General features: G+C 68.4%; 12 protein-coding genes and 3 pseudogenes. 10 read left to right on the top strand and 5 right to left on the bottom strand.

What is annotated here, in order from left to right:
• Positions 1 to 156 precede the first annotated feature (156 nt).
• Positions 157 to 1,491: an aminotransferase class V-fold PLP-dependent enzyme gene (locus HBK84_RS10560; protein WP_167318857.1), complete on the top strand. Its 1,335-nt coding sequence runs from the start codon at positions 157 to 159 to the stop codon at positions 1,489 to 1,491.
• A 58-nt stretch (positions 1,492 to 1,549) separates the two neighbouring features.
• Here HBK84_RS10560 and HBK84_RS10565 read toward each other — a convergent pair whose 3' ends face one another.
• Positions 1,550 to 2,311: an IclR family transcriptional regulator gene (locus HBK84_RS10565; protein WP_035964809.1), complete on the bottom strand. Its 762-nt coding sequence runs from the start codon at positions 2,309 to 2,311 to the stop codon at positions 1,550 to 1,552.
• Between the two features lie 202 nt (positions 2,312 to 2,513).
• On the opposite strand from HBK84_RS10565, the pseudogene HBK84_RS10570 reads away from it, so the two are divergent.
• Both HBK84_RS10570 and aceB read left to right on the top strand, forming a co-directional pair.
• Positions 2,514 to 3,470: pseudogene (locus HBK84_RS10570) on the top strand (hypothetical protein).
• A 97-nt stretch (positions 3,471 to 3,567) separates the two neighbouring features.
• Positions 3,568 to 5,175 carry a malate synthase A gene (gene aceB, locus HBK84_RS10575; protein WP_098056069.1) on the top strand — a complete coding sequence of 536 codons (1,608 nt, stop codon included), beginning with the start codon at positions 3,568 to 3,570 and terminating at the stop codon, positions 5,173 to 5,175.
• Between the two features lie 179 nt (positions 5,176 to 5,354).
• Here aceB and HBK84_RS13160 read toward each other — a convergent pair whose 3' ends face one another.
• Together HBK84_RS13160 and HBK84_RS10585 are read right to left on the bottom strand one after the other, a co-directional pair.
• On the bottom strand, positions 5,355 to 5,741 hold the full coding sequence (locus tag HBK84_RS13160) for a GtrA family protein (RefSeq protein ID WP_167318858.1): 387 nt from the start codon (positions 5,739 to 5,741) through the stop codon (positions 5,355 to 5,357).
• Positions 5,742 to 5,950: 209 nt separating this feature from the next.
• The gene (locus HBK84_RS10585) at positions 5,951 to 6,997 is read right to left on the bottom strand and encodes an NAD(P)-dependent alcohol dehydrogenase (protein WP_064847457.1); all 1,047 of its coding nucleotides are present in this window, start codon (positions 6,995 to 6,997) and stop codon (positions 5,951 to 5,953) included.
• Positions 6,998 to 7,210: 213 nt separating this feature from the next.
• On the opposite strand from HBK84_RS10585, the gene HBK84_RS10590 reads away from it, so the two are divergent.
• Together HBK84_RS10590 and HBK84_RS10595 are read left to right on the top strand one after the other, a co-directional pair.
• Positions 7,211 to 8,581, top strand: a complete 1,371-nt coding sequence (locus HBK84_RS10590; protein ID WP_167318859.1) for an NAD-dependent succinate-semialdehyde dehydrogenase — start codon at positions 7,211 to 7,213, stop codon at positions 8,579 to 8,581.
• 37 nt (positions 8,582 to 8,618) lie between these two features.
• On the top strand, positions 8,619 to 9,056 hold the full coding sequence (locus HBK84_RS10595) for a hypothetical protein (protein WP_052160891.1): 438 nt from the start codon (positions 8,619 to 8,621) through the stop codon (positions 9,054 to 9,056).
• A gap of 27 nt (positions 9,057 to 9,083) precedes the next feature.
• On the opposite strand, the pseudogene HBK84_RS12915 reads toward HBK84_RS10595, so the two are convergent.
• Positions 9,084 to 9,688 (bottom strand): annotated as a pseudogene (locus HBK84_RS12915) (aspartate/glutamate racemase family protein); the annotation flags it as partial.
• Between the two features lie 185 nt (positions 9,689 to 9,873).
• A complete protein-coding gene (locus HBK84_RS12700) occupies positions 9,874 to 10,542 on the bottom strand; it encodes a hypothetical protein (protein ID WP_206069150.1) in 669 nt (222 codons plus the stop codon).
• A 117-nt stretch (positions 10,543 to 10,659) separates the two neighbouring features.
• On the opposite strand from HBK84_RS12700, the gene HBK84_RS10615 reads away from it, so the two are divergent.
• The 5 genes and pseudogenes from HBK84_RS10615 to HBK84_RS10635 all read left to right on the top strand — a co-directional run bounded on the left by HBK84_RS10615 (position 10,660) and on the right by HBK84_RS10635 (position 16,626).
• A complete protein-coding gene (locus HBK84_RS10615) occupies positions 10,660 to 11,433 on the top strand; it encodes a hydroxypyruvate isomerase family protein (protein WP_370520534.1) in 774 nt (257 codons plus the stop codon).
• Between the two features lie 178 nt (positions 11,434 to 11,611).
• On the top strand, positions 11,612 to 12,742 hold the full coding sequence (locus HBK84_RS10620) for a glycerate kinase (RefSeq protein ID WP_167318863.1): 1,131 nt from the start codon (positions 11,612 to 11,614) through the stop codon (positions 12,740 to 12,742).
• 152 nt (positions 12,743 to 12,894) lie between these two features.
• A pseudogene (gene allB, locus HBK84_RS10625) lies at positions 12,895 to 14,025 on the top strand (allantoinase AllB); the annotation flags it as partial.
• Positions 14,026 to 14,075: 50 nt separating this feature from the next.
• On the top strand, positions 14,076 to 15,338 hold the full coding sequence (locus HBK84_RS10630) for a M24 family metallopeptidase (RefSeq protein WP_167318864.1): 1,263 nt from the start codon (positions 14,076 to 14,078) through the stop codon (positions 15,336 to 15,338).
• A gap of 4 nt (positions 15,339 to 15,342) precedes the next feature.
• The gene (locus HBK84_RS10635) at positions 15,343 to 16,626 is read left to right on the top strand and encodes a PLP-dependent aminotransferase family protein (protein ID WP_240918978.1); all 1,284 of its coding nucleotides are present in this window, start codon (positions 15,343 to 15,345) and stop codon (positions 16,624 to 16,626) included.
• Positions 16,627 to 16,663: the final 37 nt, after the last annotated feature.

The raw sequence follows: 16,663 nt of genomic DNA on the forward strand, positions 1-16,663 counted from the left end.
GCAGCCCGCAGGCTAGGGCCCCGCCCGCGTCGCACCGTGATGCGCACCCGAATTTCATCTGCGGATCGTGAATTGGAAATTTACGGTTTGACTAGTGGCGATGTCCGGCATCCAGGCTGTGGTGCGCATCAGCACACTTCCGGGGGCCTGCACATCATGGAACTCAATCGCCGAAATCTGGTCGCGGGAACAGCAAGCCTGGGCGCGCTGGCGGCGGGCGGCCTCGTCACCTCCCCCGCCCACGCCCACCAGGGTGGGCGCCATGGTCGAGACCCCTCCGGACTGCCCACTGCACCGCGGACCCCCGCAGGCCGCCTGGCCCGTGACGAGAAGTACTGGCGCACCGTCGCACGGCATTTCCGCATGGACATGCCCGTCACCAACTTCGAGAACGGGTACTTCGGAGCGAACCCTCAGAACGTACGAGATGCCTATGCCCACGCCAACCGGACCATCCAGGAACAGAACTCTTGGTTCCTCCGCAACGCGTACGAGGAGCACATCACAGATGTGCGGGCTCGACTGGCGGAAGCTGTCGGGTGCTCCGTGGAGGAGATCGCCATCACGCGCGGCGCTACGGAGGCGCTACAGGCCCTGATCGGCGGCTACAACAAGCTCAAGCCCGGTGACGCCGTGGCCTACGCCGATCTCGACTACGACTCCATGCAGTACGCCATGAAGTGGCTCAAGGACCGCCGCGGGGTGGACGTGATCGCCACCGCGATCCCGGAACCCGCGACGTACCAGAACGTGATCGATCATTACACCAAGCTGCTCCGGGGCAATCCGCGGATCACATTGCTCCTGCTGACCCATATCTCCCACCGCACGGGCCTCAAGCTGCCGATCGCGGAGATCAGCCGGATGGCCGCGCAGCACGGGGTCGACACGATCGTGGATGCCGCGCACTCGTGGGGCCATGTGGATTTCAGCGTCAGGGATCTCGAGAGCCCCTTCGTGGGGTTCAATCTGCACAAGTGGATCGGCGCACCGCTGGGCTGCGGCTTTCTCTACATCAAGAAGGATCGCCTTCCCGATATCGATCGTCACTTTGCGGACGAGGACCACGACGCCGATGACGTGCGATCACGGATTCACACGGGAACCGCCAATTCGGCCAACTACCTGGCGGTCCCGGCGGCTCTGGACTTCCACCGAGCCGTGGGAGCCTCCAACAAGTTCGCGCGCCTGCAGTACCTGCGTGATCGCTGGGTGCACCAGGTCTTGGACGTGTCCAATCTGACCATCATGACTCCGGAGGATCGGCGCATGTACGGCGCACTGACGTCCTTCCGGATCGACGGGAACACGACCCGGGAACGCAGCGTGGCCATCACGGACTACCTCACCAAGGCGTGGGGGATATTCACGGTACGTCGCGGCGGTGTGACGAACGGCGAGGTCATCCGTGTGACCCCCGCCCTGTACAACACACCGCAGGACAGCGACCGCTTGGCGCGGGCATTGAGGGCTGCCGCCAGGCGGTTCTGAAGCCCGTGGACCAAACGGTACCGGGACCGACGCGGCGTCGAGACTCGGACGAAGGCGTTCAGCCGGCCTGGGCCAGCTGTCCGCACAGCCGCTCGGCGGCCTCGCGCAACAGGGGCACGGCGCGGTCGCCGAAGTCCCAGTCCACGCGGGACGTGGGCCCGGACACCGAGATCGCAGTGGGTGTGGGTGCATCCGGCAGTGCCATGGCAAAGCAGCGCACGCCGATCTCCTGTTCCTCGTCGTCCACGGCGTAGCCGCGTTCTCGGATCTTTTCGAGATCGGCGAGAAGCTCGTCCACAGTCCCGAGGCTCTTCTCGGTGGGGGTAGGCATGCCCATGGACGCCACGATGGACACGACCTGCTGTTCGGGCAGGGTCGCCAGGATCGCCTTGCCCACACCGGTGTCGTGCACGTGGGCGCGCCGGCCCACCTCGGTGAACATGCGCATGGAGCGGGAGGACTGCGCCTGACCCACGTAGACCACCATGTGACCGTCCAGCACCGCCATGTTGGCAGACTCCCCCAGCTCGTTCACGAGCCCCTGCAGGACTGGTTGCGCGTAGGTGCCCAGTTGCAGGCCCGCCGCATAGCCGAGGCGGATCAGTCCGGGGCCCAGCGCGTAACTGCGGTTGGGCAGCTGACGCACGTAGCCCAGCGGGATCAGGGTGCGTAGCAACCGGTGGATGGTGGGCAGCGGAAGATCCGCGCGCGATGCGAGCTCGCTGAGCGAGGACTCCCCTCCGGACGCGGTGATGATGTTGAGCAGGTCGAAGACCCGCTCCACCGATTGCACGCCGCCCGCACTCTTGCCTTCGGCCATGACCGTTCTCCCTCTGCTGCCGGAGCGATTACCGTCCCACGTGGGGTCGCGTACGGTGACCGCAATGTGAAACAAGTCTCACGAAGACCTTGTCATGCCTCGTACTCTACGCCTAGGATTCAATTAATGAAATTTATTTTCCACAATACGGATAGGTAGCGGGCCACCGCGGTTCCGCTCGACTCGGAAGGAAACCCGTCACATGGCGGCTCCCAACCCCGGCTACTCCATGGTCCTGCGCTTGGAGGCGCCCGCGACCTTCAACTCCACGAGTGAGATCACCACGGCGGCGGCCGCCGCCGCTGCCCAGGTGACCGCACTGGACATCGTGGAGTCCTTCCCCCACAGCGTCGTCGTGGACATCAGCTGCAACGTGTCCAACGCCGAGCACCGGGACGAGGTGCGCGACGCGCTCAACGCCCTGGACGGCGTCAAGGTCCACAAGATCTCCGACCGCACCTTCCTGATCCACCTGGGCGGCAAGATCGAGGTCACCCCGCGCGTGTCCCTGCGCAACCGTGACGACCTCTCCCGCGCCTACACACCGAGCGTGGCCCGCGTGTGCATACCCGTCCGAGAGAGCCCCAAAGACGCCCGGCGGCTGACCGTCAAGCGCAACACCGTGGCCGTGGTCACGGACGGCACCGCGGTACTGGGCCTCGGTGACATCGGACCAGCCGCGGCCCTGCCAGCCATGGAGGGCAAGGCCGCCCTGTTCAAGGCGTTGAAGGACGTCAAGGTGGTCGTCTCCGGCGTGGGTGCCGCGGACGTGTTCATCGGCGTCTCCGCCCCCAATGTCCTGGACGGCAACGACATCGCGACCATGGCCGACGACGCCATCGTCTTCGCCAGGGCCAATCCGGAGCCCGAGGTCCACCCCCGTGGAAGGTGTCGAGCACGCGACCGTAGTGGCTACCGGTCGGCCGGACTTCCCGAACCAGATCAACAGCGTGCTGGCCTTCTCCGGGCTGCTGGACACGGGCGCTTGCGAGATCACCTCAGAGGTGCTCGCGGCCGCCGCGAGGGCCATCGCCGACTGCGTGCACGAGGACGAGCGCAACGCGAGCTTCATCGTCCCCCAGCGTGTTCGGCCAAGAATGTCGCCCCGGCCGTGGCCGAGGCCGTGAAGTCCGTGGCGGAGGCCCCCCAGGCCGGCTGACGGGAACGACCGGGTGCGGCGGCGTCGTACCGAGTGCAGGGCCTGCCGCACCCGCAATGAGCAGTACAAACTACACCGAAAATCCAGGAGGCAACCCATGAGCATCACCCACAACACACCCGACAACATCCCCGCCGCGAACGAGATCCTCTCATCCGACGCCCTCGCATTCGTGGAGGCGCTGCACGAGAAGTTCGCGGACCGTCGTGAGGAGCTGCTCGGCAAGCGCGAGACCGCCCGCGCGAAGGCCGCCGAGAGCGGCACCATGGACTTTCTCCCCGAGACGCGCGAGGTTCGGGAAGGCGACTGGAAGGTCGCCCCGGCCCCCGCGGCCCTGCAGGACCGGCGCGTGGAGATGACCGGACCGGCGTCGCCCGCGAAGATGGCCATCAATGCCCTGAACTCCGGCGCCAAGGTGTGGCTCGCGGACCTCGAGGACGCCGCCTCCCCCAGCTGGGCCAACCAGGTGGACGCGATCGCCAACCTGCGCGACGCCGCCCGCGGCACCCTGGGCTTCACCTCCCCGGAGGGCAAGGAGTACAAGCTCCGCGAGGACGTGCCCCTGGCCGTGGTGGTCATGCGCCCGCGCGGCTGGCACCTGCCCGAGTACAACATCACGGTCAACGGGAAGACCGGTTCCGGTTCCCTCACGGACTTCGGGCTGCACTTCTTCCACACGGCGAAGCAGCTGATCGAGAACGGCCAGGGGCCGTACTACTACCTGCCCAAGATGGAGTCGTACCTGGAGGCGCGACTGTGGAACGACGTGTTCACGTTCGCGGAGGACTACCTGGGCATCGAGCACGGCACCGTCCGCGCGACCGTGCTGATCGAGACCATCCCCGCCGCGTTCCAGATGGACGAGATTCTCTACGAGCTGCGGGATCACGCCTCCGGGCTCAACGCCGGACGCTGGGACTACCTGTTCTCCATCATCAAGTACTTCCGCGACGCCGGGGAGAAGTTCATCCTGGCGGACCGCTCCGCCGTGACCATGACCGCTCCCCTGATGCGCGCGTACACGGACCTGCTGGTGCAGACGTGCCACAAGCGCGGCGCGTTCGCGATGGGTGGCATGGCCGCGTTCATCCCGTCCCGCAAGGATGAGGAGGTCAACCGGGCCGCCTTCGAGAAGGTCCGCAACGACAAGACCCGCGAGGCCAATGACGGCTTCGACGGCTCGTGGGTGGCCCACCCGGACCTCGTGCCCGTGTGCCGGGAGGTCTTCGACGGCGTGCTCGGCGAGAAGCCCAACCAGGTGGACCACCAGCGCCCCGACGTGGACGTGACCGCCGAGATGCTGCTGGACGTGCCCTCCGCGGGGGACCAGCGCACCGAAAAGGAACTCAACGCCAACCTGTACGTGGCCATCCGCTACGTGGCGGTGTGGCTGTCCGGCAGCGGCGCGGTGGCCATCCACAACCTGATGGAGGACGCCGCCACCGCGGAGATCTCCCGCTCGCAGATCTGGCAGCAGATCAAGAACGGCGTGGTCTACACGGACACCGACAACACCGCCACGCGCGAGCTCGTCTCCGACGCACTGGACACTCAGCTCGAGGTGCTGCGCGGTGAGATCGACCAGGAGAACTACGAGAAGTGGTTCGTGCCCGCCGGGCGGCTCATCTCGGACATGGTGCTCAGGGAGGACTACCCGGCGTTCCTCACGCTGTCCGCCTACGACCTCATGGAAGGCAGCAAGTAACACCGGCGCGCCTGGACGCCACCCCGGCCCCCGCCACGACCGCCCCGCGCGGCGGGGGCCGCCCCCTCTCTACCGGCGGGCTTCGGTCACCGCGCGGACCTGCTGCTCGCGGGCACGGACGCTGACCTCGCACGGTTCCTCCCCGGGGACTCCGGGACCCGCCAGCCCGTGCACACGTGCTACGTCCTGGCGGACCTCGTCACGGAGCGGACGCCCGCCGAGTGGGGTGCCGCGGCGTCGTCGGCGACCGGGGAAGCGGGTGGTCTCGCGGCCCTGGCTGAGCTCGCCGGGGTCGACGACGCGGCGGCACCCGATCTCGTGGCCCGCGTCCACAAGAAGCTGCGCACCGAACCGGTCGAGGACACGAACGCCTCCACTTCCGGGTGCCTGCTCCCCCGTGAGCTGAAGGTCCACCGTTTGTTCGGCGAGCAGGAGACCACGCTGGCGATCGTGGTGGCGATGAGCAGCGCAGTGGTGGGCTTCTCCTCCAGCACCGTCCACTTGAGGAGGACGTTGATGCCGATGGTGGTGAGGTAGCAGATGCCACCCACCGTCAGGAACCGCATCTGACGTTTGCCCCGGGTGGTCGAGGTCGATCCGGTGCCGGCGGACTGCGTCGTGGTGCCTTCCCTGTCAACGTGTCAGGCCCGTGTTCAGGGGTGCTTTCAGCGGACGGGAGCGGCTCCACAATCTACACGGGGGCGGGACACGGCCCGTGCACGCACAACGCCCCGGACCGTAGTGGTCCGGGGCGTTGTGCGTGCTGCGCGGTTGCTCAGATGGTCTTCGCGTCGATCACGAAGCGGTAGCGGACGTCCGAGTCCACCACGCGGTCGTAGGCCTCGTTGATGTCCTCGGCGCTGATCAGCTCGATCTCCGCGGTGACACCGTGCTCGGCGCAGAAGTCCAGCATCTCCTGGGTCTCGCGGATGCCGCCGATGTTGGAGCCCGTGAGGGACTTGCGGCCGCCGATGAGCGAGCCCGCGCTGACCTCCAGGGCCTCGGTGGGCAGCCCCAGCAGGACCATGGCACCGTGCGGGCGCAGGGTGGCCATGAACTCCTGCACGTCTACGTGGGCGGAGACGGTGTTGATGATGACGTCGAACTCGCCCTTGTGGTTCTTGAGGGCCTCGGGATCCTCCTTGCGGGCGATCCAGTCGGTGGCGCCGAAGCGGCGGCCGTCCTCCTCCTTGGAGCGGGTCTGGCTGATCACGGTGACCTCCGCGCCCATGGCGGCGGCGAGCTTCACGGCCACGTGGCCCAGACCGCCCATGCCCACCACGGCCACCTTGGAGCCCTCGGTGACGCCCCACGTCCGTAGCGGGGAGTACGTGGTGATGCCCGCGCACAGCAACGGCGTGGTCGCGGCCGGGTCCAGGTTTTCGGGGATGTGCAGCGCGAAGGCCTCGGAGACGAGGATTTCGGTCGAGTACCCGCCGTCGGTGGGGCGCCCGTCGAAGCGGTCCTTGCCGTTGTAGGTGCCCACGGCCTTCGGACAGTTGTTCTCCTCGCCCTTCAGGCACCACTCGCACTCGCGGCAGGAGTCGACCAGGCAGCCGACGCCCGCGCGCTCGCCGACCGAGAACTTCGTGACCTCGGAACCGACCTCGGTGACGCGGCCGATGATCTCGTGTCCCGGGACCATGGGGAACTCGATCGGTCCCCACTCCTCGCGCACGGTGTGGATGTCGGAGTGGCAGATGCCGGCGAACTCGATTTCGATGCGGATATCGTCCGGGCGCAGGTCCCGGCGCTCGATGGTGCCCTTCTCCAGCGGGGCGTCGGAGGCGACGGCCTGGTAGGCAGCAACATTGGTAGTCATGGGCCGTGACTCTAGACCCCCGCCGTGGCCTTGTCACGTCACTCCTTTCACAGGGGACCATATCCGCAGACAGAACAACATGGACCCGGCCGTTGCTCGCCCAGCCCATCCTCGAATGCCCCACCGTGCGGGGCGTTTCGAGGAGCCGGGAATATCCGCGGACACCTCCCCGCTGTTATTGATGAGTTTCATCGAGATGAGTGAGGAGTCATCATGGCTTTCCGTACGGAGAATCCCGCCACCGGCATTGTGGAGCAGGAGTTCACCTCGGCCACCGATGCTGATGTCACCCGCGCGATCGAGCGCGCCGACACCGCATTCGCTTCCTGGCGCAAGACCCCGGCCGCTGACCGCGCCAAAGCGCTGGCCGGTGTCGCCCAGGCGTTCCAGGACCGCGGGGACGAGCTCGCGCGCGTGATCAGCACCGAGATGGGCAAGCCCTTCGCCCAGGCGCAGGGAGAGGTCGCACTCTCGGCATCGATCTACCAGTGGTACGCCGACCACGGCGAGGGCCTGCTGGAGGAGGAGAGCCTGGACGTGGGTGACGACGCCAAGTCCGTGGTCGTCGCCGAGCCCATCGGTGTGCTCATGGGTGTCATGCCGTGGAACTTCCCGCAGTACCAGGTGGCGCGTTTCGCGGCCCCGAACCTCATGTTGGGCAACACCATTCTGCTCAAGCATGCCTCCATCTGCGCCCGGACGGGTGAGCTGATCGAGGAAATCCTGCACGCCGCGGGTATCCCGGAGGACGCCTACATCAACTTGTTCGTGAGCACCGACCAGGTGACCACGATCATCGAGGACCGGCGGGTGCGGGGCGTGTCCCTGACCGGCAGCGAGGGTGCCGGTGCCGCGGTGGCCACCACGGCCGCGCAGAACCTGAAGAAGAGCGTTCTGGAGCTCGGCGGGTCCGACCCGCTGATCGTGCTCGACGACGTGGACGTGAAGGAGACCGCCACGACCGTGGCGACGGCGCGGATGAGCAACGCAGGCCAGGCCTGCAACTCGCCCAAGCGCATCCTGGTGCCCGCCGGCATGTTCGACGAGTTCGTGCAGACGGTCGTCGAGACCGTCGAGGGCATGCCGGTGGGGGACCCGCTGGCGGAGGACACCGAGATCGGCCCCCTGTCCTCCGTGCAGGGCCGCGACGACGCCGTGTCCCAGGTCGAGCGCGCGGTGGAGCAGGGTGCGACCCTGCACACCGGTGGTAGGGCTCTGGATAAGGACGGGGCGTGGATGTCCCCGGCGGTGCTGACCGGTGTGACCCGGGAGATGGATGCGTTCAAGGAGGAGATCTTCGGTCCGGTGGCGGTGATCTACTCCTACGACTCGGTGGACGAGGCGGTGGAGATCGCCAACGACTCCGACTTCGGTCTCTCCGGCTCCGTGTGGAGCAAGGATGAGGCGAAGGCTGAGGAAGTCGCGCGTCGTCTGGAGGTGGGCATGGCCTACGTCAACGAGCACGCGACGACGAAGGCGGGCCTGCCCTTCGGCGGCGTGCGCCGCTCCGGCTACGGCCGTGAGCTGGGCCGCTGGGGCTTCACCGAGTTCGCCAACACCAAGCTGGTGCGCGTCGCCGGCTGACACCCGCCCGGCGCCCACCACGAGAGAGGTTTGCACTATGGCTCGCATTACCAAGGCTCTGCAGTCCCTGACCGCACCGTCTCCCAAGCCCACTGCGACGGAGACGGCAGCGCGCCTGGCCCTGGGAGCGTTCATGTCCACCGCGGGCATATCCCACCTGACCTTTGCCCGGGAGGACTTCCAGGCACAGGTTCCGGACTGGTTCCCCATGGACAAGGACACCGTGGTTCTGGCCTCCGGTGTGGTGGAGATCGCCTTTGGTGCCGCACTGTTGGCGCTGCCCAGGCAGCGCGCAGCCGTGGGCGCCGGTCTGGCCGCGTTCTACGCCGCGATCTTCCCCGGCAACATCAGCCAGTACGCCGAGCGGCACGACGCATTCAATCTGGACACTGATGCCAAGCGGCTGGCCCGGCTGTTCGGTCAACCGGCCTTGATCGCCGCGGCCCTCCGGGCCGGGGGCTTCCCCCGGAAGTAGTCGGAAAGCGCAGGACGCGAGCCGACCTCACCGCCCGAACGGGAAACCCTTCAGGTCCTTCGGCAGAGGGTTCGCGTATGTGCGGACCTTGGAGGTCCTCAGCCCCAGCCACACCAGCGACTGCGCCACGGTGACCGCAGCAGCCACGCCGTCCGTCACGTGCACGCCGCACCACTCGAGCACGGCGTGCTCAAGGGCGGCCATCCCGCCGCAGCCGAGGACAACCACCTCGGCTGCGGCCCTGTTCGATGGCCCGCTGCGCTTCAGCGACGATCGTCTCGACCGCCGCGTTCTCATCCCGCTCCAGGTCCAGCGCGGAGGTGTTCGACGCCCGCACGGACGCGCAGCGCTCCATCAGCCCGGCCAGCCGCAACCGGTCCTCGATGAGCGGCACGGTGCGGCCCAGGGTGGTCACTCCCGGTGTAGCTGCGCCTCATGAAGATGGCGATGGAAGCGGCCGCCTCGGGATGTCCACGACGGGCTGGTCGAGGAGCTCCTGCAGACCTTCCCGCCGGTGCTCGCCGAACCTGGCCTGGATCACAGGGTCGAAGGGCGGGTCGTAGGTCAGCACCGCGTCCATCACCCCCCACCGCGGCGAGGTAGGACTCCACGTTCCCTTCGCACGACGACGCCGTGCTCCACCCTGCGGGGCGAGCGGGAGGCAGCCTGCGGCGGCGTCGTTGGGCGCGATCTCGTGCGAGACGCAGGGTCGGTGCGAAGTGGCGACCACGATGGCCCCACCGTGCTGGTCGCTGCACTCGAGCTCGCGCTTGGCGGTGACCAGGTAGCACCGGGCGCCCAGGTCGGCCCCAATGAACTACGAGAACTCGCCGACGGCCTGGAAGACGGGCAGCAGGGCGACCGCCAGAGAGGGCAGTATCGTGGGGACGAACGCCCCGATTGCCCGGGGGTCACGCCGCCGCGGTAGACGTACTCGCCGTCGTGGGTGTCCATGGAGAGCTGGGGCACGTTCACGCTGGAGCGGCGGATCAGCCAGTAGTCCACCATGATGATCCCGAAGAGCGACCAGAGCAGCGGCACCCAGCCCACCCAGGAAGCACACGATCACCACGGGCGAGGTGTAGAGGTTCCACGGCAGGATCAGCAGCGCTAGGGACGCGAGCACCTGCAGCGCGCCCACACCCAGGACCGTGAGCACCTGCCCCGCACCGAGTCCGAGGGCGAAGAGGCCGATGGCGAAGCCGTAGTTGCCCAGGGAGTGCACGTCGTTGGCCCTCATGGTGAAGATGCTGTACGCGCTCCACGTGCGCCCGTAACGGCTGGTGGGAGCGAGGTCCACGTTGTAGAGCCTGTCGCTCGTGTCCGAGCGCGGCTCGTGGGCGACGCCGGGCGGTGCGTGCGGGCGCCCGGGCTCGGGGCGCCCGCCCGCCTGCTCCGTGGTGCGAGGGAAGTCCTGGAGAAAACCGTGAGACGACGTCGCACCGTTCAGCTCCCAAATCTCACACCACGGGTTGACGCGCATCACACCCGGTCGATAACTTTTTCATTCATCAGAACTTGAATTTCACGTCATGGAATCAAGGCGTAAGAAAACGGGGCGGCCGCGCCACCGCCCCGGGGAGGGCCCACCGTGCGGTACACCGTGAACGCCTCGATCTTGCTGACCGACCTGCCCGTGCTGGAGCGCCCCGCCGCCGTGGCGCGCGCAGGCTTCTCCGCGGTCGAGTTCTGGTGGCCGTTCCCCGCCACCACCCCGTCCGAGAGGGAGATCGAGGACTTCGCCCGGTCGCTGGAGGACGCGAACGTCCAGCTCACGGGCCTGAACTTCTTTGCCGGGGACATGCCTGCCGGTGAGCGGGGAGTCCTCTCCCACCCCACGCGCACGGATGAGTTCCGGCGAGGCGTGGACTCCCTGGTCCGCGTGGCCCGGGCCACGGGCTGCCGGGCCTTCAACGCCCTCCACGGCAACCGCCTGCCGGACGTGCCCGTGGCCGAGCAGGACGACGCCGCCATCGAGAACCTCCGGTACGCAGCGGACGCGGTCGCGGTCTTCGGCGGGACGGTCCTGGTGGAACCGCTCTCCGGCGCCTCGACGTATCCTCTGCGCACCGCCGCGGACGTCATGGCCGTGCTCGACCGCGTGAACTGCCCGAACGTGAAGCTGCTCGCGGACTTCTACCACCTGGCGGTCAACGGGGAGGACGTCGAGGCCCTGATCGAACGGCACGCCGCGGAGTTCGGGCACATCCAGCTCGCGGATGCACCCGGCCGCCACGAGCCGGGCACGGGCGATCTGCCGCTGCTCCGGTGGGTGGCCCGGGCCCACGAGCACGGCTACCACGGACCGGTGGCGCTGGAGTACGTCCCCTCCCAGGACGACCCCTTCGCGTGGCTCCCCCGCGACCGGCGCGCGTGAGCCCGCAAACCGACCCCACCCACAGAGGCCGCGCGGGTGAGCACCGCGTGGCCGGGCCCCGAGCGGGCGGGCACGCCGGGCGGGTGCCACTTGAACAGGTACCGAGCGAGCGGGTACCGCGCGGGCGGCGTTGTGCTGGAATGGTCCCGGAACCGGACATCCCCAGAAGGAGGACACCGTGCGCGTCGTCGTGGCACCGGACAAGTTCAAGGGGTCGGTGACCGCCCACGAGGCGGCGGCCGAGCTTGCGGCGGGCATCGCCGAGGTGCGCCCGGACGCCGTCGTGGAGGTCCTCCCGGTCGCCGACGGCGGAGAGGGGACGCTCGACGCCGCCCTGGACGCGGGCTTCGAGCGCCACGACCTCACCGTCACCGGACCCGCGGGAGGTCCCGTCCCCGCCGCGTGGGGTCGACGCGGAGACGAGGCCGTGGTGGAGATGTCGTTGGCTTCGGGCCTCGCTGTCCTCCCCATCCAGGACGGCCGCCCCGTGCTCGCACCCCGCACCGCCACGAGCCGCGGCACGGGCGAGCTCGTGGCCGCCGCGCTCGATGCCGGCTGCACCCGCGTGCTGCTCGGCGTGGGCGGCAGCGCGACCACTGACGGCGGCGCGGGGATGCTCGCCGCGCTGGGGCTGCGCCTGCTGGACGTGAACGGCCGCGACCTGCCCACTGGCGGCGCGGCGCTCGCCGAGTTGCATCACGTGGATGCGGCACAGCTGCACCCACGCATCCGGGACGTCGAGTTCGTCCTTGCCGCGGACGTCGACAACCCTCTGCTCGGCCCGCACGGTGCCGCCACGGTCTTCGGCCCGCAGAAGGGCGCCTCCGAACGAGATGTCTTGGACCTCGACGCCGCCCTGGCCGTGTTCCGCGACCGCCTCGCGGACGTGCTCGGCGAACCGGCCCGCCAGGCCGCGGATGCCCCCGGCGCGGGGGCCGCGGGCGGCGTCGGATACGCGGGACTCGCGGTGCTGGGGGCGCGGCGCAGGCCGGGGATCGACGTCGTGCTCGACCTTGTGGGGCTGGATGCCGCCGTGGCCGGCGCGGACCTGCTGCTCACCGGCGAGGGCAGCCTGGACGAGCAGAGTCTCGGCGGGAAGACGCCGCTGGGCGTGCTGCACGTGGGGCGGCGCCACGGCGTGCCCGTGGTGGCCGTGTGCGGGCGCACCACCCTGGATGCCGCGACACTTCGCGAGGCGGGGTTCGCCGCCGTCCACGAACTGCGTGCGCTTGCAGCGGACCCAGAAACGTCGATGCGAGAGGCACCTCGCCTGCTCCGGGAGGTCGGTCGCCGCATCGCCTCGCAGTGACGGAGCTTTCCATTTCCACGGGCACTCGAGAGCGAGCAGCCCCTCACGCACCGCACCGCCCGGCCACGAGCGCCGGAACGCGCCAGCGGAAGGGCACCACTTCCATGAATGCCTCCCCGCAGCACGGTTCACCTCAAAAGAAGACCCCCGGCCCGGGGCGACCGCAGACCCGGAGGTCGACGAGGAGCGCGCGAACGAGCGGGTGCGGGCGACGGTGGAGCAGGCGCATGCCCCTGAACTCCGTGCCCGCCACCGTGAACATGCCCGCCTTGGAGTACGAGCGACTGTTCGCGGCGCAGAACGCGTTCGTGGACATCGGCTTCTGGGGCGGCGCCGTCCCCGGCAACAAGGAGGACCTGCGCCCCCCGCACGATGACGGCGTGTTCGGCTTCAAGTGCTTCCTACTGCATTCCGGGGTGGACGAGTTCCCGCACCTGGAGGCGGACGAAATGGAGGAGGCGCTCGAGGAGATCAAGACCTTCGACTCGCTGCTGATCGTGCACGCGGAGGACTCCCGCACGATCGCCAAGGCCCCGCAGCCCAATGGCAACGTGTACGACACGTTCCTGAAGTGACGCCCGCGCGGCGCGGAGAACATCGCGATCGCGGAGAACATCGAACGCACCCGCTGGACCGGGGCGCGCTCGCACATCCTGCACCCGTCCTCCTCGGACGCCATCCCCATGATCCGCTCCGCGAAGAACGACGGCCTGGACATCACCGTGGAGACCCGCCCCCACTACCTCACACTGCTCGCGTAGGAGATCCCGGACGGCGCCACCGCGGGCAAGTGCTGCCCGCCCGTGCGCGAGGTCTCCACCCGGGAGATGCTGTGGGGGGGTCTGTTGGACGGGACCATCGACTTCATCGTCTCGGACCACTCCCCCTCCACGCTGGACCTCAAGGACCTGGGCAACGGCGACTTCGGCGTGGCGTGGGGCGGCGTGTCCTCCCTGCAGCTCGGGCTGTCCCTGATCTGGACCGAGGCACGACGCCGCGGCGTGGGTCTGGGCCGCGTGTTGCAGTGGATGTCCACGCGCCCGGCCGAGCGTGTGGGTTTGCGCTCCAAGGGCCGGTTGTCCCTGGGGTACGACGCGGACATGGCCGTGTTCGCGCAGGACGAGAGCTTCGTGGTGGACGCCAAGGCCCTCAACCACAAGAACCCCATCACGCCGTACCAGGGCAAGGTGCTCCCCGGGAAGGTCCGCAAGACCTTCGTGGGCGGCCAGGAGGTCCACTACCAGACCCCCACGGGTCGTCTACTCGGCCGCGGCCAGGTGTGAGCCGATCGCCGGATTGTTGACAATAGGCGGATTTTTTTCAATCATGGACCATGAACTCGTGGGATGAGACCGAGAATCATGGTTCCCCCGATCCGGTGTCCACGGATGCCGGATCGGGCTCCGCCGACGTCCGTGAGCCCCTCTTCTCCGAGCAGGAATACGCGCACCGTCTGCACCGCGTCCGCGAGAAGATGGCGCACCAGGGACTGTCCGCCCTGATCGTCACGGATCCGGCCAACCTCTTCTACCTCACCGGCTACGACGCGTGGTCCTTCTACGTCCCGCAGATGCTGTTCGTCCCCGCCGAAGGCGACATCCTGTTGTTCCTGCGCGAGATGGACGCCCGGGGCGCCTTTCGCACCTCCTGGCTGCCCGAACACCAAATCATCGGGTACCCCGAACGCTATGTGCAGCGCCCCCACCTGCACCCCTTCGACTGGGTGGCCTTCGCCCTGCGGCGCCGCGGACAGATCGCCCCGTCCGCGCACGGCTGCGTGGGCCTGGAGATGGACGCCCACTTCTTCTCCCCCAAGGGCTACCGGGCCCTGGTCAATGCCATCCCCGAATGGTCGTTGGTCGACTGCTTCGAACTGGTCAACTGGGTTCGCTCCGTGAAGTCGGACGCCGAGATCCACTACATGCACGTGGCCTCGCGGGTGACCACCGCGGCCATGACCGCGGCGATCGACGCGATCGAACCCGGGGTCCCGCAGAACAGGGTGGCCGCCCGCATCGCGGCCGCCCAGGCGGAGGGGGACGGCGAGGCCTGGGGTGACTTCCCGGCCATCGTGCCCATGCTGCCCACCGGTGCGTCCGCGGACACACCCCACCTCACGTGGTCCGACCGTGTTCTGCTCAGCGGCGACGCCGTGGTGGTCGAGTTGAGCGGTGTGCACCGGAGATATCACGTCCCCCTGGCGCGCACCGTGACCCTCGGTCCCCCGAGCGATGCGATGGACCGCTTGGAGGAGGCGGTCGCCGACGGTCTGCGTGCCGTCCTGGACGCGACCGCCGCGGGCGTCCCCATCCGTGAACTGGCGAGCGCCTGGAACTGGAAACTGGCCTCGTACGGGCTCGAGAAGCCCAGCCGTCTGGGGTACTCCGTGGGCATCGGGTACCCGCCGGATTGGGGCGAGCGCACCATCAGCATCCGCTCCGAGGACGAGACGGTACTCGAGGAGAACATGACCTTCCACCTCATTTGCGGCATGTGGATGACGGGATACGGCTACGAAGTTTCGGAGACCATCCGAGTGACCAGCACGGGGGTGGAGGCCTTCACGTCCTTCCCCCGCCAGATCATCAGGAAGTGAGCTCATGACCATGACCCCGCACGTCACCACCGTCCGGTCCCTGGACCCCTGCCCCACCGCGGGTGTCTCGGGACCGGCCACCCAGGGCCTGCTCCCGCTCGCGTCCCGCTCGGACGGGCTCGTGGGCTCGGTCATCGATTCGTCCACCTCGCTGCTGGCCGCCCAGACCCACGACATCGTGCGTTTCGCGATGGGCGCTCCCGCGGCGGAGGTGATCCCCACGGAGGAGTTCCGACGGATCGCCGGGGAGATCCTCACGGACGCCAGTTTCACGTACGGCGCCACCGAGGGTGAACCGGACCTGATCGACACGGTCGTGAACCACTTCTCGGACAGTGCCTCCGATCCGGAGCGCATCGTGATCACCTCCGGCGGGATGCAGGGTCTGGATCTCGCGTTCAAGCTGTTCGTGGACCCCGGTGACCTGGTGGTCGTGGAGAGCCCCACCTACACCAACGGTTCCGGCACGGCGCTCAGCTACGGCGCGGACGTCCTGGAGGTCCCCGTGGACGACGACGGCATGGACGTCGACGCCCTCGAGACGCTCGTGGCCGATACGGGCCGCACGCCCCGGATGATCTACACGATCCCCAACTTCCAGAACCCGTCCGGCACCACCCTGAGCGAATCCCGACGGCGCCGCCTGCTCGATCTCGCGCACACGTGGGGCGCCATGATCCTCGACGACGACCCGTACGGCGAGCTGCGCTTCTCCGGCGATCCCGTCCCCGGGTTCCGCGAGCTCAGCCCGGACGACCCCCTGGTCTTCTCGGTGCGCACGTTCTCCAAGATCCTGGCCCCGGGCCTGCGGGTGGGCTGGGTCGACGTCGATCCCCGGCTGCGCGAGCTGCTGATCGCCGGGAAGCAGGCCATGGACACGTGCGCGAACGTCCCCGCCCAGCACATCGTGGCCGAGTACATCGCCCGCGGCGGCTACGACGAGCACCTCGCCGGGTTGCGCACCGAGTACAAACGCCGCAAAGAGGCCATGGACGCCTCCATCGCCGCCCACCTGGGCGATCGAGTGCGCACCACGGACCCGGACGGCGGCTTCTTCCTATGGGTCATCCTCCAGGGCGACGACGCACGGGTGTCCTCCTCGCGATTGTTCGAGATCGCGTTGGCCGAGGGGGTCGCGTTCATCCCGGGCCCGGCGCTTTCACCCTCGGGGCGGTTCCAGGACGCGTTCCGGCTGTGTTTCGCCTCGAGCACCCCCGAACGCATCGAGGAGGGACTGCAGCGACTCGCACGGGCCCTGGACATCGCCCGGGGAGAGCTCGACCGATAGCTCCGACCCGGCCACCTCGGCGCAGCGCCACCCATTC

Source organism: Kocuria sp. KD4 (assembly GCF_011769905.1).
Taxonomy (GTDB): Bacteria; Actinomycetota; Actinomycetes; order Actinomycetales; family Micrococcaceae; genus Kocuria; species Kocuria marina.

What these genes read in the sequence shown, in the direction of transcription:
- aceB (WP_098056069.1), top strand. Translation starts at nt 3,568, where the DNA reads ATGAGCATCACCCACAACACACCCGACAACATCCCCGCCGCGAACGAG.
- HBK84_RS10635 (WP_240918978.1), top strand. Translation starts at nt 15,343, where the DNA reads ATGACCATGACCCCGCACGTCACCACCGTCCGGTCCCTGGACCCCTGC.
- HBK84_RS10565 (WP_035964809.1), bottom strand. Translation starts at nt 2,311, where the DNA reads ATGGCCGAAGGCAAGAGTGCGGGCGGCGTGCAATCGGTGGAGCGGGTC.
- HBK84_RS10590 (WP_167318859.1), top strand. Translation starts at nt 7,211, where the DNA reads ATGGCTTTCCGTACGGAGAATCCCGCCACCGGCATTGTGGAGCAGGAG.
- HBK84_RS10560 (WP_167318857.1), top strand. Translation starts at nt 157, where the DNA reads ATGGAACTCAATCGCCGAAATCTGGTCGCGGGAACAGCAAGCCTGGGC.
- HBK84_RS10595 (WP_052160891.1), top strand. Translation starts at nt 8,619, where the DNA reads ATGGCTCGCATTACCAAGGCTCTGCAGTCCCTGACCGCACCGTCTCCC.
- HBK84_RS10630 (WP_167318864.1), top strand. Translation starts at nt 14,076, where the DNA reads ATGAACTCGTGGGATGAGACCGAGAATCATGGTTCCCCCGATCCGGTG.
- HBK84_RS10585 (WP_064847457.1), bottom strand. Translation starts at nt 6,997, where the DNA reads ATGACTACCAATGTTGCTGCCTACCAGGCCGTCGCCTCCGACGCCCCG.
- HBK84_RS13160 (WP_167318858.1), bottom strand. Translation starts at nt 5,741, where the DNA reads ATGCGGTTCCTGACGGTGGGTGGCATCTGCTACCTCACCACCATCGGC.